Here is a 20,482-nt window from a genome sequence, read left to right as displayed (position 1 = left end):
CGGGCTCACCCCGGCGTGACGATCCGGCGGCGCAGGCCGCTGGCGCGGCGCACCTGGCGGTCGACCGCTGCCCGCACGACCGCCTCGGACCCCACCACCACGACGCGCTCCTGGGCGCGGGTCACGGCGGTGTAGAGCAGCTCACGGGTGAGCAGCAGCGAGTCCTCGTCAGGCAGCAGCACGACGACCTCGCGGGCCTGGCTGCCCTGGGCCTTGTGGATCGTCATGGCGTGCATGGTGTCGACGTCCGCGAGCCGGCTCACCGCCAGCCGGCGCAGGCCGTCGGGCCCGGCGAACACCGCGTGCGTCCCGCCGTCCTCGCCGCGGACCACGACCCCGGTGTCACCGTTGAACAGCGCGAGGCCGTAGTCGTTGGCGGTCACCAGCAGCGGGCGGCCGGGGTACATCGGGTCCCAGAGGCCGTCGCCGGTCGTCTCGGTCACCCACTGCTCGACGTGCTGGTTCCAGGTGCGCACGCCGTGCGGTCCGTCGCGGTGGGCGCAGAGCAGCCGCTGCTGGTCGAGAGCGGCCAGCGCAGCCGTCTCGTCACCGGACAGGGCGGCCTCCCGCAGGGCGAGAGCCCGCCGGGTCAGCGGCCCGCGCAGCCGCGCCGTGGGGTCGTCCTCCTCGAGGAGGTCCACCTCCCCGCCTCCGTCGCGCAGCACCGTGACGACCTCGTCGGCGTCGCCCTCACGCAGCGCCTGGGCGAGGGCGCCGATGCGGTGCCCGAAGCGGTGCACGGTCCGCAGCCGCGCCACGCACGCCGGGGCACCGGCGGGGTCGCTCTCCTGCAGCCCGGCGACGAGGTCGGCGAGCACCGCGCCGGCGTCGATGGACACCAGCTGGTCCGGGTCGCCGACGAGCAGCAGACGGGCCTGGGGACGGACCGCCTCCAGGAGCCGGGCCGTCATGGTCAGCGACATCATCGAGCTCTCGTCGACGACGACCACGTCGTGCGGCAGCCGGTCGCTGCGGTCGTGGCGGAAGCGGGTGGAGCTGCCCGGACGACGCCCCAGCAGCCGGTGCAGCGTCGAGGCCTGCACCTCGCGCAGCGGCTCGACGAGGGCACGCTGCTCGGGTGCCAGGCGCTGTGCGGCGGGCAGGTCCGCGCGCAGGATGCCCTCCAGCGCCTCGGTGACGGCCTCCTGCAGCCGGGCCGCGGCCTTGCCGGTGGGGGCCGCGAGCGCCACCCGCAGCGGCCGGCCGGTCGAGCCGTGCTGCACCGCCAGCAGCACGAGCACCCCGGCGACGGTGGTCGTCTTGCCGGTGCCCGGGCCGCCGGTGAGCACGGTCGTCCAGGAGCAGACCGCCGCCTGGGCCGCTGCGCGCTGCTCGGCATACCCCTCACCGGGGAAGACGCGGTCCAGGCCCTCGCCCAGCAGGTCGTGGTCCACCGGCGGTGCCGGCTGCAGGCCCCGGGCGCGCAGGTCGGCGCAGACCTGCACCTCCTGGTGGTGGTAGCGCTGCAGGTAGACCAGGTCGAGGTCGACGAGCAGCACGCCGCGCCGGGCCAGGGCGCTGTCGCGCACCCGCTCCAGCCACGGCCCCGGCTCGGGCCAGGCGACGTCGGCGTCCAGCTCTGCGACGCGGGACAGGTCGACGCACACCGAGCCCTCGCGCACCGCGCGGGTGGCCAGGGCCGCCGCCAGCACCACCTGCTCGTCCTGCTCGTGGCCCAGCCGGGCGAGCGTGCCGGCGACGTGCACGTCGGCGGCGGTGAGCAGCCCCGCCCGGTTGAGCTCGCCGAGCACCCCGGTGGCGGAGCGGGCGAGCCGGCGGTCGTGCGGGCCCAGCGGCTCGAACGCGCGCGCGGCGGTGACCATGGTCATGTCCGTCCTCCGTCCAGCAGGTCGGAGACCGCCTGCACCAGGGCCACCGGAGGCCGCCACGAGAACACCCCGCAGGGCTGCCCGTCGACCACCGGGGTGGTGGGCCCGCACATGCCGCGGACGTAGAGGTAGAGCACGCCGCCGAGGTGCCGGCGCGGGTCGTAGCCCGGCAGCCGCCACCGCAGGAACCGGTGCGCTACCACGGCATACAGCAGCGCCTGCAGCGGGTAGCTGGAGTGGCCCATCGCCTCGGCCAGGGCCTCCGGACGGTAGGCGGCCGCGGTGAGCGGCTCGTCGGCCGGGCCGAGCCAGTTGGTCTTGTAGTCCACGACGAGGTAGCGCCCGCCGGTGCGCAGCACGACGTCGACGGACCCGGTGAGGTAGCCCCGCAGCGCCTGGCCGGCCAGCTCGGGACGGCGCAGCGCGTCTGCCCAGCCCCGCACCGGGTCGCCCGCCGGGAGGTGCTGCAGCAGCAGCGGGCGCAGGTCGCCGAGGCTCACGTGGTCGGCCACGTAGGCCGTGTCGTCGCCCCCGGCCAGGGGCAGCTCGAAGTCCAGCTCGCAGAGCCGGTCGCCCCGGCCCACCCCGCGCAGCGTGGCGCCGGGGGCGAGCGGGCCGAGCGGGGTGTCGCACACCTGCACCAGCGCGTCGGCCAGTGCCTCCGGGCCGCCGGGGCCCAGGTCCACCGGCCACCACACCAGCTGCTCGCCGATGTGCTCCAGCAGCTCGGCGCGCAGGTCGGCGGCGCCCGGGTCGGTGTGCTCCAGCACTGCGTGGACCAGGGAGCCGAAGGTCGCCCCCACCGGCAGGTCGGCCATCGGCGAGGGCACCTCGGCGCCCGGCAGCGCCAGGCCGGGCAGCACGTCGTCGCGCACCGGTTCGGTCGCGTCCGGCTCGTCCTGGCGCGGCTCCACCTCCGGCTCGCTGCCGACGCCGCCGGCGTCGCCCGGGCCGGTCTCGGCCGGGCGGCTGAGCGCGGTGTAGGACGTGCGCCGCCACGTGGTGTCGACCTGCCGGTCGAAGTCGCGGACGGAGAGCTCGGAGGCGTCGTCACGGGCCGGCGGCGCAGGGGGGACGGCGATGTCGGCGAACTCGATGTGCACCCCGGCCCGGGCGCCGGCGGACCAGCGGCACAGCACGCGCACGGCGTCCTCGTCCGGGGGCACCTCGACGGTGTCGGGCACCTCGGCCTCCCCGGGTGCCCGGCCCACGAGCAGGCGGTGCAGCGAGGAGGTGGGTGTGTTGCGGGTGCTGGGGGCCCACCAGGTGACGACCTGCGACTGGGCACGGGTCATCGCGACGTAGAGCAGGCGCAGCGACTCCCCGGCGTCCTCGCGCTGGTCGGCCTCGACGGACGCCTCCCACTCCGGGCCGTGCGGACCACCGACGTCGATGGTGCGGGTCTGCTCGGGCTCCGGGCCGTGGAAGAGGGGGATGCGGGGGGTGCCGACGTGCCGGTCGGTCATGAACGGCAGGTAGACCACGGGGTACTGCAGGCCCTTGCTGCCGTGGATGGTCACCAGCTGCACGGCGGAGGCGTCGCTGTCGAGCCGGCGGGTGCGCGCGCTCGCCCCGCCCGGGGTGTCGTCGTCCATCTGCGCACGCAGCCACTCGGTGAGGGCCACCAGGCCCATCGGCCCCTGGGTGCCGGCGTCGTGCAGCAGCTGGCCGACGTGCCGCAGGTCGGTGAGCAGCCGCTCGCCGCCCTCGGTGGCCAGCACCCGCTGGGCCAGGCCGTGGATGGTGGCGTGCTCGAGCACCGCCGCGACACCGCGTCGCTCGCAGATGTCGGCGAGGTCGCGCAGGTCACCGGCCAGGGTGTCGTCGAGCCGGTCGCCGCCCTCGTCGAGCTGCTCGACGGTGAGCCCGACCAGGCAGGTCAGCGCGGCGGCACGGGTGCGCACGGAGCGGTGCGGGGCGCAGAGCCCCTCCAGGAGCGTGAGCCACTCGGTGGCCGCACGGGTCGTGAAGACGCTGCCACCCCCGGCGACGACCGAGGGGATGCCGACCTCCGCCAGTGCGCCCTGCATCCGCGCCAGGTCGCGGCCGCGGTGGGCCAGCACCGCCACGTGCCGGGGCTGCAGCGGACGGCCGCAGAAGGTGGCGCCGGAAGCGACGAGCCGGGCGATGTCGGTGGCGGCGTCACGGGCGACGTGCTCCCGCACGGGTCCGACGGTCACCGAGCGGGCCCGCGGGGAGACGCCCAGGTGCTCGCGGTGCACGATGCGCAGGCGCAGCGGCTCGTCGCACGGCGCCCCGCGCAGCCGTGAGGTCGTGTGCCGGGCCTGCACCGGGCGCACCGTGATCTCCGGGTCGCCGAGTGCCGCGCCCTCGAGCACCCGCTGGAGGCTGTCGACGAGAGGACCGTCGCTGCGGTGGTTGGTGCCCAGCGTCATCCGGGTCCCGGCGGTCCGCGCCGCGCGCAGGTAGGTGACGACGTCGCCGCCGCGGAAGGCGTAGATCGCCTGCTTCGGGTCACCGATCAGCACCATCCGGGCGTGACCGGTGAAGGCCCGGTCGAGCACCTGCCACTGCACGGGGTCGGTGTCCTGGAACTCGTCGACGAGGACCACCCGCCACCGACGCCGCATACGGTCGCGGGCGGGGGAGTCCGGCGCCGCGAGGGCGTCGGCGAGCTGGGACAGCAGGTCCTGGTAGTGCAGCACCCCGAGCCGTCGCTTGCGTCGCTCCATCTCGGCTCGGACGGCCTCGGCGAAGCGGACCCGCCGCCCGGCCTCCGAGTGCGGCTCGGCGCTCACCGGTGCCAGCGCGGCGGCGCTGTCGTCGACCGCGGTGCGCGCGATGGTGAGCGCCTCGCCGCGGCTGAAGACCGGCTCCTGGTCGTCGGCGACGAACCCCCTCAGGTAGAGGTCGTCGACCACCTCGACGAGCAGGTCGTCGAGGTCCTCCACCAGCTGGGCGTCGCTCTCGGTGTCACCGGCCACCCCCAGGCTGCGCAGCACCATCTGGCAGAACTGGTGGGTCGTGGCGATGGTGGCCGCGTCGAAGCCGGTGAGCGCCTCGCGCAGGCGCGCCAGCCGTCGTGCCCGCTCCGGCGCCTCGGCCGCGAGGAGCAGCCGTTCCAGCTCGTCGCGCTCGGCCTCCGGGGGCGGGTCCAGCAGGGCGTGCTCGGCCGCCACGAGCTGCTCGCGCACCCGGGCCCGCAGCTCCTGGCTGGCGGCGCGACCGAAGGTGACCACGAGCATCTCGGGCAGGGTCGCCTCGCCCTCGGCCACGAACCGGGTCACCAGGGCCGCGATGGTCCACGTCTTGCCGGTGCCCGCGCTCGCCTCCAGCAGGGTCGTGCCGGTGGGCAGCGGGGCGGCGATGTCGAAGGTCGGCAGGCTCACAGCGTCACCGTCTCCTCGGGCCCGGTGAGCACCGGCTGCCACACCCGCAGTGCCAGCTGCCCCAGGCGGGTCTGCTCGCTGTCGTCCCAGCGCTCGTCGTCCCGGGGCGTCCCGAGCAGCTCGGGGAGTCTCAGGGCGCGCCCGTGCAGCCGGACGAACGCCGGGTCCTGGTCCTCCCGCGGGAAGGCGCCGTCGCGCTCCTCGGTCTGCCAGGCCGAGCGGGCCTTGTACACCGGGTCACCGGACCGGGCCAGGCGCGCCTCGGCATACGCGTGGGCCGTCTCGACCGGCAACGGCAGCGGCTCGCGCAGGCCGCGGTCGTGGACGTCCACCAGCTCGCGCAGCCGCTGCAGCGCCTCCTCGGCACTGAGGGGGCCGTAGCGCACACCGACCTGGATGGTCCGCGTGCCCGCCCTACGACGTCCCACGACGTGCGAGGTCCAGGGCCGTGAGGGGTCGGTGGCGGTGAGCGCCAGCAGCGTGATCCAGGCGTCGATGCGGTGCCTGGCCTTCACCTGGGAGTAGTTCGCCACCACCGCGCGGTCGCCGTGCAGGTGCGGGACCGTGCCGACCAGCCGGCGGCCCCCACCCAGGTCGACGTCCACGTCCACGGCATGGGCCTCGCCCGCGCGCAGGACGGTCGCGGCCGCTGCGAGCACCTCCACGGCACCGCACACCTCGTCGAGGATGCGGTGCCCGAGCGTGCCCGGCGGCAGCTGGCCCCGGAGCAGCTCGGCCTCCCGGCAGGACTGCAGCGACCGGCCGGACAGCACGTCGCGCAGCACCCGGTCGCCCACCGCCCACTGCTCGAGACCGTCCAGCTCGATCGGTATGCCGTCGCTCGCCTCGGACTGGACCTCCGGCAGGAGCACGCCCAGGCGCTGGCTGAGGAACGCCCGCGCGGGGTTGGCGTAGAACCGCCGCAGGTCGGTGAGCGACACCGTCGGGCCGGGGCGGGCCGGCAGCGGGTGGTCGCCGACGACGGCAGGGGAGTGGCGCGGCCCGGCCCCTGCCCGGGCGCCCTCCAGGGCGGTGCCGTCGAAGCTGAACGGACGTTCGCCGGCGAACAGCGCGCCGGGCGTGAGGTTGCGCGGGTCGAAGGGCTGCAGCGGGTGGCGCACCACCAGCGGGTCGGGCCGGTCGCCGTCCTCCGGGTCCGCGTCGGGGAAGGTCGCCCCGGCTCGGGTCGCGTCGACCAGCTCGCCCAGCGGGACCGACGGCGGCCGTGCCGCACCCGTGTGCTCGTCCGCGCCGGTGTAGGTGACCACCAGGGTCTCCTGCGCGGCCATGACCGCGTCGAGCAGCAGCTGGCGGTCCTCGCTACGCGGGTCGCGCTCGCCGGTGACCGGGGTGCGGGCCAGCACGTCGTCGCCGTCCACCGTGGTCGTCCGCGGGAAGAGCCCGTCGTCGAGCCCGACCAGGCAGACCACGCGGTGAGGCACCGAGCGCATCGGCACCATCGTGCACACCGTGAGCGTGCCGGTGCGGAAGTTGGCCCGGGTCGGCCGACCTCCGAGCCGGTCCTGGAGTACGGCCGAGACGTCGCTCAGGCTCAGGCCGGTGCTGCGCCTGGTGGTGTCGGGCGTGCCGCCCAGCGGGTCGGCGGGGGCGACCGAGGCGTCGCGGATGCGCTCCAGCTCCCGCTCGAGCTGGGTGACCTGCCAGGCGTCCCGCGGCGCGACGTCGGCCAGCGACAGCACCCCCGTGCGCAGCGCCTCCGCCCACTCCGGGGCGGCGTGGCAGGCACGCAGCCGCACCAGCGTCGAGCCCAGCCGGTCGAGCAGCTCGGCCAGCCGGCCGGCGAGGTCGATGTCGCCGCTGTCGAGGTCGTCCAGGGCCAGCGCGGTGCCCAGACCGCTGACCTGTGTGCCGTCGACCACCACACCGGTGAGGATGCGGTCCAGGCCGAAGCGCCAGGTGTTCTGGCCGAACCGCCGCAGCTGGTAGACCCCCCGGTGGTCGTGGTCCAGCCCCCACCGGATGACGGCCTCGCGCACCCAGTCGCCGACCCGCTCCAGCTCGTCCTCGTCCAGACCGAAGCGTCGCCGCACCGCCACCGAGCGGGCCAGGTCGAGCACCTCGCTGGCCGTGACCCGGCCACCGGCCAGCCGGACCAGGTCGGCGGCCACGGACAGCAGCGGGTTGGTGTGCCGTGGGCCGCGGTCGGCGAGCCGCACCCGCAGCCGGTGCGCCGGGTGGCCGGCCGCCTCGTCGCGCACGACGTCCGCCAGCCCGAAGCCGGCGTGCACGAGGGGGGCGTAGTCGTCGATGTCGGGGCACATCACGAGGATGTCGCGGGGCTCCAGGCCCGGGTCGTCCTGGAGCAGCCCGGAGAGCACCTCGCGCAGCACCTCGACCTGGCGTGCCGGGCCGTGGCACGCGTGCACCTGCACACTGCGGTCGGTGGGCGAGACGACCCGCGACGCCACGGTCGCCGCGTCCGGGGCGCGGTTGTGACGGATGTCGTCCTGGAGCCAGCCCAGCAGCGTCCCGGCCTGTCCACCTGCACGAGCGACGGCACGGGCGGGGGCCGCGACGTCTCGGTCCGGCGGCGCTGCACCGTCCGCGTCGGGAGCCGGGGCCGTGACCGCGCTCGTCGCGGTGGCCAGCACGCGCTGGACCTCCCGGGCGTCCCGGCCCAGCGCAGCCAGCAGCGGGTGGCGGACGTGGTCGACGGAGCGGTCCTGGGCCCGGGGCACAGGCCCGGGTGCGACGACAGGTGCCAGCTCGTCCCACAGGGCGGGGGATGCCTGGGGCAGCCACAGGTGCACCTCACGACGCCGGCCGAGGGCCTCCAGCAGCCGGACCTCGGTCACCGGCATCCGGGTGTGCCCGAAGAGCGAGAGCCGCCCCGGCAGGTCCAGCCCCTCGTCACCGGTCCCGAGCCGGGCCACCGTCTCCTCGAGCCGGACGTCCGGCGGCGGGGCGTCCACCCGGGCCAGGACGCGCCGCCACAGCTCGGCCTGCCAGCGCAGGTCCGGCTCCAGGGGACCTCCGAGGCCGTCGGTGTCCCGGCCCTCCCGCCAGTCGGTGACCAGGGCCGGGCGCTGCACGGCATACGCGGAGAAGAGCCCGGCCAGTCGGCGTGCCACGGACCAGCGTCGGCCCTGGCGCACCTCGCCCTCCTCGCCGGTGAGACCGTGCCCGAGATGCGTGGCCAGGGTGTGGCACCACGGCTCGCCCAGGCTGTCGTCGACCGCCTGCAGCACGGTCCAGGCCAGGCGGTCGGGCTGCCACGGGTCGTCGTGCTCGCGGCCGAGCAGCAGCGCGACCAGGGAGTGCGGGCTCAGGAAGCGCACCCCGGCGCACACACCGTCCCCTCCTCGGGTCCCCACCCCGAGACGGTGGGACAGGCGCTGGCTGAGCCAGCGCTCCACGCCGCGGGCAGGCACGACCACGACCTCCTCGGCGAAGGGGTCGGCCAAGGGCTGCGCCAGCAGACCGGCCAGCTCGTCGGCGAGCGAGTCGGTGTGCGCGGCGCGGTGCACGACCAGGGTCACGGCCTCACCCTAACGACGCGGCCGGACACACCCAGGCAGGCCACGGCCCGCCGCTTCCCGGCCGAGGCAGGTTGCGCCGGACATCGCACAGGAAACCGGCCGCCCCTCGTCATACGCGCATTCCTGGGATATCGTGCGGGCACCCCCCAAGAGCACGCGCTGGTCCCTGCGCCGAGTGCCCGAGAAAGCGGTATCAAGGATGAGCATCCGTCGCACCAAGAAATGGCAAGGAAATGGTCTGCACTCGGTCATCTCTCTGCTCGCTGCATCCGCACTGACGCTGTCCGTCGCTCCGGCCCAGGCCGACCCGGACCACGGTCCGGACGAGGACGGGCCGGTCTCGCAGCAGCGGCTGACCATCGCGCAGGAGGACCTGCTCACCCTGCCCGACCCGGAGGAGCCCGGGGCGATGGAGGGGGTCGTCCCCGACCTCGCAGACCTCCCGGACGCGTGGCTCGAGCCGACCCCGGCCGGTCCGGCCACCCTCACCCCGGAGCAGCCGGCGGGCTCCGGCGTCGACCAGGGCGTGCCCGAGCCGCCGTCGAAGCCGCTGCCGGCGACCGTCGACGCGGCGCCGGGCTGGCAGCCGACCTACTCGTGCGACCCCAACGACAAGCCGGGCATCGTGGCCTTCGCCGAGCTGGTCGCCGAGCACTACGACCGGCCCGGCTACTCGACCTCCCGCCGGTGCCTGTCCGGCAGCACGAGCCAGCACGGTGAGGGCCGTGCCGTCGACTGGTCGATGAACGCCTACGACGCGGAGGACAAGGCGATCGGGGACGCCGTGGCGGCCTGGCTCACCGTCGACAACGGGGCGATGGCCCGCCGGTTCGGCATCATGTCCATCATCTGGAACCGGCAGTCGTGGTACCTCTACGACCCCGGCTCGTGGCGCACCTACACCGGCGCCAGCCCGCACACCGACCACCTGCACATCAGCTTCACCTGGGACGGTGCGATGCAGCGCACCTCGTGGTGGACCGGGACCCCGGTCACCCAGGTCGACCACGGCACGTGCCGGGTCTACGCGCTGCAGTACGCCCCGCGCTACACCGACCGGCGCACCACGCCCTGCCCGACCAGCCTGCCGGCCCCGCCCCCCAGCGACTACCCGGTGGTGCTGCCCGGGGCACGCTCGGACACGGTGGCGACGGCACAGGCCTACCTCGGCCTGCGTGGCCTCGCCGTGGACGGCTCGTTCGGCCCGACCACGCTCGCCACCCTGATGGAGCACCAGCGCGCGGAGAAGCTGCCGGTGACGGGGGTGCTCGACAACGCCACCTGGCACGACGTCACCACGGGGGTCTCCCGCGTGTATGGTGCGGACCGGTACGGCACGGCGCACGGGCTGTCGCTGTTCACGGCGACCGGTGGGGACGTCTACGTCACCACCGGTGACACCTACCCCGACGCCCTGGCTGCGAGCGCGCAGGCCGGAGCCGACGGTGCACCGGTGCTCCTGGTGCGCAGCACCGGCGTCCCGGCGGAGACGGTGACCGCGCTGCAGCGCGCCAAGCCCTCGCGGATCGTCGTCGTCGGCGGCACGACGCGCATCCCGACGACAATGCTGGACGCACTGAAGCCGTATGCCGGAGCCGGGGGCGTCACACGCGTGGCGGGCGAGGACCGCTACGCCACCGCCGGCGAGCTCGCCCGCAGCGGCGGCAGCCCGGTGCCCGTCGCCTACGTCGCCACCGGCACCGACTACCCCTCCGCGCTGGTCGCGGCCGCCCGCGCCGCGTCCCAGGGCGCTCCCGTGCTGCTCACCCGCCCCACGGCACTGCCGGCTGCGACCGTCGCGGCACTGCAGGACGTCCGGCCCGAGCGGATCGTCGTCGTCGGCGACACCGGCGAGGTCTCCGCGTCTGTGGCGTCCGCGCTGGCCTCGCACGCCACCACCGGGCAGGTGCAGCGGATCGCGGGGAGCACCCCCGCCGACACCGCCGCGACCCTGGCGGTCCAGCAGGCCGGGGGTCTCGACGCGGTCTACGTCGCCACGTCGGCGACCTTCCCGGACGCCCTGGCCGCCGCGGCCAGGGCGGGCCACCAGGACGCTCCCGTGCTGCTCACCTCACCCACCCAGCTGCCCTCGGCGACCCGCGCTGCTCTGACGCACCTGCAGCCGAAGGCGGTCGTCGTGGCGGGCGGGCCGGACGCCATCGCGCCGGAGGTGGTCACCGCGCTCGAGGAGTATGCGCAGTGACTTTTCTGTCGGTCCGGTCGGCCGCAGCTCGACCGGACATGACGAAACTCTTCATGACCCTCTCTGACTGCGAATATGGACGCAGATGCCACCGACAGACGGAGATGCCGTCAACAATGGCGTGACCCCAGATGCGCGACCGCCTGCCGATATGGCGACACCGGGTATTCCGGGATACGGCCCCGGTGGGCGCCGGGCTCAGGTCGAGGTGTCCCGGGACGAGGGCTCGACCAGCCTGCGCCGGTCGATCACGACCGCGTTCCGGCGTTGCCGTGCCCGCAGCGCGAGCACGACCAGCACCGTGACGGCCACCAGTGCCACCACCAGTGCCACCACCAGCCAGACGTACTGCTCCATGACCCACCTCCCTCGTCACATCCGGGGGCCCGACCGCACCGGCCCCGCCGTCGGCACAGGCTACTGGGCAGGGTCGTCGTGGCCACCGCCGGCCCTGGTCGACTGCCCTCGCCGCCCGACGGCTCCTCAGGGGCGGCGCCAGTCGTCGCCGGTCAGGTGCGACCCGGCCTGCGGGCCCATCTGCAGCATCCCGCCGTCGACCACCCAGGAGGCGCCGTTGACGTAGCCGGCGTCCGGGCCACAGAGGAAGGCCACGGTGGCGGCGACCTCCCGGGCGTCACCCGGGCGTGAGACCGGTATGCCGGGGCGGGCCTTGCCTGCCAGCACCGACTCGTCCTCCTGCCCGGTCATCGGGGTGGCGATCTCGCCGGGAGCGACCGCGTTGACGGTGATGCCGTGCTCGGCGAGCTCGAGGGCCGCGACCTTCACGAGCAGCCCGAGCCCACCCTTGGCGGCGCAGTAGGGGGCGGCGCCCACGCGAGGCGCGTGCTCGTGCACCGAGGTGACCGCCACGATGCGCCCGCCACGGCCCCCGGCGACCATCTGCCGCGCCGCGGCCTGCAGGCAGCAGAAGGCACCGTCCAGGTCGACCGAGACCACCTCGCGCCAGGTCGCGTAGCCCATGTCGAGCAGCGGGGTCGCGCTGCCCGTGCCGGAGCTGACGACGAGGGTGTCCAGGCCGCCCAAGTCGGCCGCGAAGGTGTCCACCACCTCGCTGCCCTGCTCCGGGTCGGTGAGGTCCAGCCGGCGCACATGGGCCTGCGCCCCGGCCGCCTGCACCTGCCTGGCGGTCGCGTGCGCGCCGTCCTCGTCCTGGTGCCAGGTGATGCCGACCTGCCGGCCCGGCTGTGCCAGGGCGACGGCGGTGGCCCGGCCGATGCCGGAGTCGGCGCCGGTGACCACGATGCGCTGGGGCTCGAAGGACTCGGGGGCTGTCGTGGGGTCGCTCAACACCACTCCTCGGGGGTCGTCGGGGCGTCGTCCCCGACGCTAGGTCGCGGTCCGTGACGCCGCATCAGGACGAGCCTGTGCCACCGTCTGCCCAGGGCACGGTGCGACCATGGGGTGAACCGTCACGGGTGGCTGCCGCAGACGTGCCGACAGGAGGCTCCGGAGATGACCCCACGCTCCCGCCGTACCCCGGTCGTCGTCGCTGCGTTCGTCGCGGCGGCACTCACGGTCAGCGCCTGCACCGGCGGCGGCACGGAGGGCTCCCCGGCGCCCGGCGCGGAGCAGGGGTCGACCACGAGCGCGCCGACCACGAGCGCCCCGAGGACCAGCGCACCGACAGTGACCAGGCCCTCTGACACGGGGGACCCAGCCCCGTCGACGCAGTCCCCCTCGCCGGACGCTGGGCCGCTGCCGGTGGGTGCCTACGCTGTCTCCGCCGGTCACCCGACGGCGGTCGCCGCGGGGATGGAGGTGCTGGCGGCCGGAGGGACGGCGGTCGACGCCGCCGTGGCCACCGCGTTCGCCGTGTCCGTGGCCGAGCCGTTCGCCTCCGGGCTCGGCGGCGGTGGTGCCGCCCTGGTGCACGAGCTGGGTGAGGAGCCGGTCGCGTACGACTACCGGGAGGTCGTGGCCCAGGACGGCCGTATCCCCTCGAGCGGCGTCGGTGTCCCCGGCTTCGTCGCCGGTATGGAGCGCCTGCACAGCGACCACGGCGAGCTCGCGTGGGCCGACGTCGTGGCCCCGGCCGTGCGTCTGGCCGAGGAGGGTGTGCCCACGACCGCGCTGCTGGCCGGCCAGCTGGCCGCCGGTGCCGGACGGATCGAGCAGGGTGCCAGAGGTGCGTTCTTCCCCGACGGGCAGGCACTGCAGGAGGGCGAGCCGCTGGTCCAGGCCGAGCTGGGCGAGACGCTGCGCGCGGTCGCCGCCGAGGGCGCAGCGGTGGTCTACGAGGACGCTCTCGCGGGGTCGCTGACGGCCGTCGACGGCATCGACGCCGCCTCGCTGGCCGCCTACTCGGTCGCCACCCCCGACCCGGTCACCGGCGAGGTCGGGCCCTTCACGGTGGTCGGCGCGGCCGCCCCGCTGACCGGGGTCACCCTGGTGCAGATGCTGCAGATGGCTGCCTCCCTGGGTGCGACCGAGTCTCCTCCCGGGTCGGCGGACTTCGTCGACGCCGTCACGGTCTCCTGGCTGCGGGCACGCCAGGACCTGCTGACCGAGGTCGGCGACCCCGCCTTCGTGGACGTGCCGCTGGACGAGCTCACCGACGCGGAGCGCAACGCCGACAAGGTCGAGGGGACCGTGCCCCCGTGGCCGTCCACGAGCGGCGCGCAGGAGGGGGAGGGCAACACCACGCACCTGACCGTGGTCGACGCCGAGGGCACCGTCGTCTCGATGACCAACACGCTCACCAACTTCTGGGGCTCCGGTCAGGAGGTCGGGGGCTTCTTCCTCAACGACCAGCTCCGCCGGTTCGAGCTGGGGCAAGGGTCGGCCAACGCACCGGAAGCCGGCAAGCGCTCGCTCAGCTACAGCTCGCCCACCATCGTCGCCGACGACGAGGGCCGACCCGTGCTGGGTCTGGGCTCTCCGGGCGGGGCGCGCATCCCCGGCGTGCTGACCCAGGTGGTGCTGGCCTGGGCGTTCCACGGGGACAGCCTGCAGGAGGCGGTCGACCACCCTCGGTCCCACCAGGCCGACGGGGTGCTCGTCATCGAGCCCCTGCCGCACGGCGCGGCAGAGGCCCTGACCGCACGCGGCTACACGGTGTCGCAGGACCCGCCGTTCTCGCTCTACTTCGGCTCGGTCCAGGCCCTGGAGGTCGACTACGAGGCGGGCGAGGTCCGTGGAGCCGAGGACGACCGCCGGGCCGGCACCTTCGAGGTCGACACTCCCTGACGAGGCAGCGCCGGGGGCGCAGCCCCGGTCAGCGCAGCACCAGGTTGAGCAGGACGGTCAGGGCGACCGACAGGCCCACGGACAGCAGGATCATCACCAGGCACCCCGGGCCTCCGCCCAGGGCTCGGACCTCCGTGTTGCCGATACGCATGCACCCACTGTGCCCGGCAGCACCGCACCCCGCACCTCAGCCTGCCCTGGGTCGGTGCGCCCACCCTCAGGGGTGGGAACTGACGGTTCAGGTGGACGCCGGCGCACATCCTCCGCACGGTGGAAGAGGACTCAGCACAGAAGCTGAAACACGCGACAGGGATCCTCCCCGCGTGTCCACGACAGTGAGGAGACCACGCATGACACACCCACGCAACACATCCGGGACGACCGGTCGGACCAGTCGGCACCCGGTCCAGATCGCCGCGCTTGCCGTCGGGGTGGTGTTCCTGCTCGTCGGCGTCCTGGGGTTCGTCCCGGGGGTGACCGAGAACGCCGGTGACATCGAGCTGTCGGGCCACGAGTCGCCCGCCCTGCTGCTCGGCATCTTCCAGGTGTCGATCCTGCACAACGTCGTGCACCTGCTCTTCGGCATCGCCGGCGTCGCACTGGCCCGGTCCTTCTCCGGCTCCCGTGGCTACCTGGTGGGCGGCGGCGTCGTCTACCTGCTCCTGTGGGTCTACGGCCTGGTCGTCGACAAGGAGTCGGCGGCGAACTTCGTGCCGCTCAACGCGGCCGACGACTGGCTGCACCTGGCCCTGGGCCTCGGCATGGTCGCCCTCGGGCTGATCCTCGGCCGCCGCGCCCCGGCGCGGGCCACGGACGACCACACGGGCACGCACACCGCCGGCCGCACCGGCTCGGCAGCCGAACGGCCCGGCCCCGGCGCCGACGGCCCCCCGGTCCGCGGCTGAGCAGCCCAGACCACCCCGTACCGACGAAAGGACGTCACCATGACCACCCCTGACAACCCGCAGGGCGACCCCGGGCCCGACCCGGTGTTCGCACCCACCGAGGGCGACGTGGCCTTCGAGGACGACGTCGTGCCCACGGCACCTCCCGTGGCGGCCCCGGACCACGGCATGAGCCACACCACCGGAGGCAGCGGTGGCGGAGGCCGCGCCGACCAGGCGAAGCAGGAGGCCTCCCAGGTCGCTGACGACGCCAAGCAGGGCGGCCGCCAGGTCGCGGACGTCGCCAAGCAGGAGATGTCGAGCGTCAAGGACACCGTCGGTGACCAGACGCGGCAGCTGCTGGACCAGACGCGCTCCGAGCTCTCCGGGCAGGCCGGCACCCAGCAGCACCGGCTCGCCGAGGGGATCCGAGCCCTGGGGCAGGAGCTGGGCTCGATGGCCGAGGGCTCCCAGGAGCAGGGCATCGCCACCGACCTGGCGCGACAGGCGTCCCAGCGGTCCAAGGACGTGGCCGGATGGCTCGAGGACCGTGAGCCCGCCGACCTGCTGGACGAGGTGCGGGGCTACGCCCGTCGCCACCCCGGCACCTTCATCGCCGTGGCCGCAGGCATCGGCCTGGTCGCCGGCCGCCTGACCCGGGGACTGTCGGACGACTCCGACGACCAGGGCGGGTCGGCGCCGTCCCCGGCGGCCTCCGCACCTGCGCCCGCCGTGGGTGCAGCCCCGGTCGTCGCCGCGCCCGCCACCGCCCCGACCACGACCCCCCCGGGCACGGACCCGGCGGTGGGCCCCTACCCGGGCAGCCAGGTGGGTGACGGCGTCGAGGGTCGGCCCATGGGGCACTTCAACCCGTCGGTGACCGGCACGCCGGGGCCGGGGCCGCGATGACCGGGCCCCAGACGGGCCGCGCGGGCCCGCAGACCACCGGCCAGTCAGGACCGCAGACGACCGGCCAGGCGGGCGCCACGTCGGCGGCCCCGCACGACGAGCCGGCCGGACGGCCGCTGTCGTCCGTGGGTGACGTCGTGGGCCAGATCGGTGAGGACCTCTCACGCCTGGTGCAGCAGGAGCTGGAGCTGGCCAAGGCCGAGCTCGCCGCGTCCGCGAAGCGGGGCGGCAAGGGCGCCGGGATGCTGGGCGGCGCCGGTGTCGCCGGACACTTCGTGCTGCTCTTCTGCTCCCTGGCCCTGTGGTGGGGCCTGGGCGACCTGCTCGGACTCGGCTGGTCGGCACTCGTCGTCGCGCTGGTCTGGGCGGTCGTCGCCGGGGTGCTGGCCGCTGTGGGACGCAAGCAGCTCAAGGACATCGAGGGGATGCCTCGCACGGTGGAGACCACCACGGAGATCCCCGACGCACTCAAGGGAAACGAGGACAGGCGATGACGAGCAACGACCCGGACCAGATCCGTGCCGAGATCGAGGCGACCAGGCGCGACCTGAGCCACCACGTCAACGAGCTCGGCGAGACCGTCTCGCCCGGCAACGTGGCGCAACGAGGCAAGGACAAGGTCACCGGCCGGGCTGCTGAGCTCAGGGACCGTGTGATGGGCAGTGTCGAAGACGCGAAGGAGTCGGCGATGGGCACAGGACAGCACATGAAGGCCTCCGGTGAGGGCAGCGTGCAGCAGGCCTCGGCCTCGGCGCAGCAGCTGCCGGGCCAGGCCCGGCGGCAGACGCAGGGCAACCCCCTGGCCGTGGGGCTCATCGCCCTCGGCGCCGGGTGGCTGGTCGGCTCGCTCCTGCCCGCCAGCGAGAGGGAGCGCGAGGCGGCGCAGACCGTCAAGGACAAGGCCCAGCCCATGATGGAGGAGGCCAGGTCGGCCGGCCAGGAGGTCGCCGAGCACCTCAAGGAGCCTGCACAGCAGGCTGCGGAGGAGGTCAGGGCCTCCGCGCAGGGCTCCGCCGAGACCGTGAGGGGCGAGGCGCAGAGCACCGCCGACGACGTCAAGGGCTCGGCCCAGCAGTCGCGCGAGAACGTGCAGGAGTCCAGCCGCTCCTGACATCTGCCCGGCCACAGGCCCCTCACCCGTCCGGGTGGGGGGCCCGTTCTCGTGTGATCTGGCTCACATCTGGGTGGTGGCGCCATCCACCGGACGGCACCGCCCCGAACACCTCCCGACACCACACCGGGGCAAACCAACACCACGCCTCGTCGTCGAACCGAAGGAGATGTCATGCGCACCGTCACCACCCGTCTCACCCCCGTCGCCATCGCGGCCCTGGTGGGGCTGCCGATCGCCCTGGCCGCACCGGCCACCGCGTCGGACCACGAGAGCGGCACCGAGCTGTCGGCCACCCTCACCGAGATCAGCGGCTCCGGAGCCTCCGGCACGGCCTGGGGCTGGGTCGACGGCACCGAGCTGACGATCCAGATCGAGGCGATGGGCCTGCTGGACGGCGCTCCGCACGCCCAGCACATCCACATCGGAGGGTCCAACACCTGCCCGTCCGCCGACCTGGCCGGCTCCGGCTTCGAAGGAGCCGTCCGCACCACCGACGCCGTCGACTTCTACGGCGGTGTGGCGGTCTCCCTCACCAACGAGGGCGGCATGACCGGCCCCGACCACGCCCTGGACGTCATGGACTTCCCGGCCGAGGGTGAGTACTCCTACGAGCGCACCTTCGAGGTGCCCCAGGACGTGGCCGACGACATCGCCGCCGGCAACGGCGTGGTCGTCGTGCACGGCGTCGACCACAACGGCAGCGGCGAGTACGACGGCGACCAGGAGTCGGACCTCGACCCCAGCCTGCCGTCGGAGGCCACCGACCCGGCCATGTGCGGCACGCTGGACGTCGCCCAGATGGCCATGCCGGAGGACGGTGTCGCCACCGGGGGAGGGGCCACGCAGGGCACCGAGCACGCAGGGGCCATCGCCCTGGGTGCGGTCGCCATCGGGGCCGGAGCGCTCGGCCTCGCCGCGAGCCGGCGTCGCACCGAGACTGCGCGTCGCTGAGCGATGAGCCACGGCACCACGACCGGGGGTCGCGGCCACGAGCGCAGCAGTGCGTTCGTGGCCGCGGCCTCCGCGCTGCTCGTGACCGGCGCGGTCGTGCTCGGCTGGGCCCTGTGGGGCCAGCAGGCCGACCCTCCCGCGCCGGAACCCGCGGCCGGGCTGTCCACCGTCCAGGGGCCGAGCGTCCCGGGCCCCACCTCGAGCGAGCCACTCGTCAGCGAGCCCACCACGACCGAGCCCACCGCGACCGAGCCCACAACGGCCCAGCCCATCGCGACCGAGCCCACAACGGCCCAGCCCACTGCGAGTGAGCAGGCGGCTGAGGCAGAGGTCGAGGTGCTCCCGCCCTCCGAGCCGGTGGCCGTGGACATCCCGGGCATCCAGGTCAGCTCACCGCTGCACCCGCTCGGGCTCGACGACGACGGGGCGCTGCAGGTCCCCGCGGGCGAGCGGTACGACGAGGCAGCCTGGTACGACGGCTCACCCACCCCGGGCGAGCCCGGCCCCACCGTCATCGAGGGGCATGTCACCAGCCAGGGCTCGACGCCCTCGGTGTTCTTCGAGCTCGGCGCTCTCGGGGTCGGCGACACCGTCGACGTCACGCGCGAGGACGGCGCGGTGGTGACCTTCGAGGTCTACGCCACCGACTCCTTCCCCAAGGACTCCTTCCCGAGGGTGGCGGTCTACGGCAACACGGCAGGGCCCGAGCTGCGGCTGATCACCTGTGGTGGTGACTACGACCCGGTCGCCCGGGCGCACGTCGACAACATCGTGGTGTTCGCCCGGATGGTCGGGCACACCCCGCCTGCGTGACCCGAGGTCGTGACCTCGGCGCACCACAGCCGCGGCCCACCCGGTCAGGTGTCCGCGTGGGCCGCTGCGGCAAGGGGTGTGTCGGCCGTGGGGGTCACGTGTCCGCGTGGGCAGGCGGGGCCTCGCCCTGCGCACCGCCGAGGTATGCCGTGTGCCCGGTTTTTGGTCCGGTGCCCCCCAGAGCGTCGACCGCGCGCCCGAACACCCAGGGCACGCCGGCGGCCGCGCCGAGCACGGCTCGCCGGCCGGCCGGTGTGGCCGTGGCCGTGAGCAGCCCGTGGGTCAGCGCGGTGCTGACCAGCCCGGCACGCCGCGCCAGCGCGGGGTAGCGCTGCGGCCGTCCCGAGGCGACGGCCTGCACGGCGACCTGCGCCTGCGCCAGGCCCAGGGCCAGGCCCTCGCCGGTCAGGGCGTCGACGTAGCCGCCCGCGTCACCGACGAGCAGCACCCGTCCGGCGGCCCGGGAGGCCACCCGTTGGCGCAGCGGCCCGGCACCGCGCGCCGGCCCGGTGACCTCGGCGTCCCGCACCCGTGCGGCCAGCGACCCGAACTCCGCCAGGTGCGCCTGCATCGGCCCCCGGGCCGAGGTCAGCACCGCCACCCCGACCGTGTCGTCGGCGACCGGGGTCACGTAGGCCTCTGCGGCCCGCCCCCAGTGCACCTCCACGTGCTCGCTCCACGGGGCGACGCGGTAGTGCTGCCGGATGCCGTGCCGGCGCCGGCTGCCGGAGGGACGGTGCAGCCCCAGCATCCGGCGCACCGGGGAGTGCAGGCCGTCCGCCGCGACGACGTGGCGTGCCGACAGCCGCCCCTGCCCCTGCACCTGCACGCTCACCTCGCCGTCGTGCTGCTCCAGCCCGGTCACGGTGCCGGTGACCAGGCCTGCCCCGGCCCGCTCGGCGGCCTCCCGCAGCGCGGTGTGCAGCACGGTGCGCCGCACCCCCCGCCCCGGCCCCCGGGTGAAGTCGGTCGTCACCGACCGGGTGGGAGTGAGGTAGCGGATGCCGGCGATGTCGTGCCCGGCGGGGTCCACGCCCAGCGCCTGCAGGCCGGCCAGGGCACCGGGCATGAGCCCCTCGCCGCAGGCCTTGTCGACCACCCCGGCGCGCTGCTCCACGACGGCGACCGACAGCCCCGCCTGCACGGCATACAGGGCGGTGGCCAGCCCGACGGGCCCGCCGCCGACGACGAGCAGGTCCAGGCTCACCGCAACGGCTCCAGCGCACGGTCCTCGGTGCGGATGCGGACGGTCAGCAGCCAGGCGTTGAGCAGCGTGAACACGAGCGCGGTGACCCAGGAGCCGTGCACCAGGGGCAGGGCGACGCCCTCGGCGACGACGGCGACGTAGTTGGGGTGACGCATCAGGCGGTAGGGGCCTCGGGCGACCAGCGGAAGCCCCGGCACGACGATGACCCGGGTGTTCCAGCGCTTGCCGAGGGTCACGATGCACCACCAGCGCAGCGCCTGGGCCGCGACCACGACGACCACCATGGACCAGCCGAGCACCGGCAGGAACGGCCGGTCGAGCAGCCATGCCTCGGCCAGGCAGGCCACGAGCAGGCCCGTGTGCAGCAGCACCATCCACGGGTAGTGCCCCCGCCCGTGCTCCACTGCGCCCCGCGACAGTGCCCAGGAGGCGTGGTGTCGCGAGACGACCAGCTCGGCGAGCCGCTCGAGGACGACCAGGCCCAGCAGCACGGCATACCAGCCCAGGGAGCCCAT

General features: G+C 74.8%; 17 protein-coding genes. 8 read left to right on the top strand and 9 right to left on the bottom strand.

All coding sequences use genetic code 11. The features are described 5' to 3' along the window. Positions 1-5: 5 nt before the first annotated feature. The 3 genes from recD to recC are packed head-to-tail and all read right to left on the bottom strand — an operon-like array spanning position 6 to position 8,679. Positions 6-1,829, bottom strand: coding sequence for an exodeoxyribonuclease V subunit alpha (gene recD, locus LVO85_RS13915; protein WP_232748094.1), 1,824 nt, complete (start codon positions 1,827-1,829; stop codon positions 6-8). Continuing rightward, entirely contained in the window at positions 1,826-5,179 is a 3,354-nt protein-coding gene (locus LVO85_RS13910; protein ID WP_232748093.1) for a UvrD-helicase domain-containing protein, read from the bottom strand. Before LVO85_RS13910 ends, recD begins: the two co-directional genes overlap by 4 nt. Then, entirely contained in the window at positions 5,176-8,679 is a 3,504-nt protein-coding gene (gene recC, locus LVO85_RS13905; RefSeq protein WP_232748092.1) for an exodeoxyribonuclease V subunit gamma, read from the bottom strand. Before recC ends, LVO85_RS13910 begins: the two co-directional genes overlap by 4 nt. 199 nt (positions 8,680-8,878) lie before the next feature. Here recC and LVO85_RS13900 point away from each other — a divergent pair, with 199 nt between their 5' ends. Further along, the gene (locus tag LVO85_RS13900) at positions 8,879-10,882 is read left to right on the top strand and encodes a cell wall-binding repeat-containing protein (RefSeq protein WP_232748091.1); all 2,004 of its coding nucleotides are present in this window, start codon (positions 8,879-8,881) and stop codon (positions 10,880-10,882) included. A 198-nt stretch (positions 10,883-11,080) separates the two neighbouring features. Here LVO85_RS13900 and LVO85_RS13895 read toward each other — a convergent pair whose 3' ends face one another. The 3 genes from LVO85_RS13895 to LVO85_RS13885 form a co-directional block, all read right to left on the bottom strand. After that, positions 11,081-11,239, bottom strand: coding sequence for a hypothetical protein (locus tag LVO85_RS13895; protein WP_232748090.1), 159 nt, complete (start codon positions 11,237-11,239; stop codon positions 11,081-11,083). Between the two features lie 126 nt (positions 11,240-11,365). Further along, entirely contained in the window at positions 11,366-12,190 is an 825-nt protein-coding gene (locus LVO85_RS13890; protein ID WP_232748089.1) for an SDR family oxidoreductase, read from the bottom strand. Positions 12,191-12,312: 122 nt separating this feature from the next. Then, on the bottom strand, positions 12,313-12,549 hold the full coding sequence (locus tag LVO85_RS13885) for a hypothetical protein (protein ID WP_232748088.1): 237 nt from the start codon (positions 12,547-12,549) through the stop codon (positions 12,313-12,315). 55 nt (positions 12,550-12,604) lie between these two features. On the opposite strand from LVO85_RS13885, the gene LVO85_RS13880 reads away from it, so the two are divergent. After that, positions 12,605-14,089: a gamma-glutamyltransferase gene (locus tag LVO85_RS13880; RefSeq protein WP_232748087.1), complete on the top strand. Its 1,485-nt coding sequence runs from the start codon at positions 12,605-12,607 to the stop codon at positions 14,087-14,089. 28 nt (positions 14,090-14,117) lie between these two features. Here LVO85_RS13880 and LVO85_RS16855 read toward each other — a convergent pair whose 3' ends face one another. Continuing rightward, a complete protein-coding gene (locus LVO85_RS16855; protein ID WP_269813492.1) occupies positions 14,118-14,240 on the bottom strand; it encodes a hypothetical protein in 123 nt (40 codons plus the stop codon). 199 nt (positions 14,241-14,439) lie between these two features. Here LVO85_RS16855 and LVO85_RS13875 point away from each other — a divergent pair, with 199 nt between their 5' ends. The 6 genes from LVO85_RS13875 (at position 14,440) to LVO85_RS13850 (ending at position 18,760) form a co-directional block, all read left to right on the top strand. Next, the gene (locus LVO85_RS13875) at positions 14,440-14,994 is read left to right on the top strand and encodes a DUF4383 domain-containing protein (RefSeq protein WP_232748086.1); all 555 of its coding nucleotides are present in this window, start codon (positions 14,440-14,442) and stop codon (positions 14,992-14,994) included. Between the two features lie 39 nt (positions 14,995-15,033). Next, positions 15,034-15,882: a DUF883 family protein gene (locus LVO85_RS13870; RefSeq protein ID WP_232748085.1), complete on the top strand. Its 849-nt coding sequence runs from the start codon at positions 15,034-15,036 to the stop codon at positions 15,880-15,882. Next, on the top strand, positions 15,879-16,376 hold the full coding sequence (locus LVO85_RS13865) for a phage holin family protein (protein WP_232748084.1): 498 nt from the start codon (positions 15,879-15,881) through the stop codon (positions 16,374-16,376). Before LVO85_RS13870 ends, LVO85_RS13865 begins: the two co-directional genes overlap by 4 nt. Continuing rightward, positions 16,373-16,993, top strand: coding sequence for a DUF3618 domain-containing protein (locus LVO85_RS13860; protein ID WP_232748083.1), 621 nt, complete (start codon positions 16,373-16,375; stop codon positions 16,991-16,993). The genes LVO85_RS13865 and LVO85_RS13860 overlap by 4 nt, the downstream gene beginning before the upstream one ends. Before the next feature lie 174 nt (positions 16,994-17,167). Continuing rightward, a complete protein-coding gene (locus LVO85_RS13855; RefSeq protein WP_232748082.1) occupies positions 17,168-17,947 on the top strand; it encodes a CHRD domain-containing protein in 780 nt (259 codons plus the stop codon). 3 nt (positions 17,948-17,950) lie between these two features. Then, positions 17,951-18,760 (top strand): class F sortase, encoded by an 810-nt coding sequence (locus LVO85_RS13850; protein WP_232748081.1) that lies wholly within the window; start codon positions 17,951-17,953, stop codon positions 18,758-18,760. A gap of 94 nt (positions 18,761-18,854) precedes the next feature. On the opposite strand, the gene LVO85_RS13845 is transcribed toward LVO85_RS13850, so the two are convergent. Both LVO85_RS13845 and LVO85_RS13840 read right to left on the bottom strand, forming a co-directional pair. Next, positions 18,855-19,967 carry an NAD(P)/FAD-dependent oxidoreductase gene (locus tag LVO85_RS13845; protein ID WP_232748080.1) on the bottom strand — a complete coding sequence of 371 codons (1,113 nt, stop codon included), beginning with the start codon at positions 19,965-19,967 and terminating at the stop codon, positions 18,855-18,857. Next, a complete protein-coding gene (locus LVO85_RS13840; protein WP_232748079.1) occupies positions 19,964-20,482 on the bottom strand; it encodes an isoprenylcysteine carboxyl methyltransferase family protein in 519 nt (172 codons plus the stop codon). Before LVO85_RS13840 ends, LVO85_RS13845 begins: the two co-directional genes overlap by 4 nt.

This window comes from Ornithinimicrobium sediminis, from assembly GCF_021272345.1.
Classification (GTDB): Bacteria; Actinomycetota; Actinomycetes; order Actinomycetales; family Dermatophilaceae; genus Ornithinicoccus; species Ornithinicoccus sediminis_B.
The sequence above is the reverse complement of the archived record's forward strand: the minus strand, read 5'-3'. Positions and strand labels throughout refer to the sequence as shown.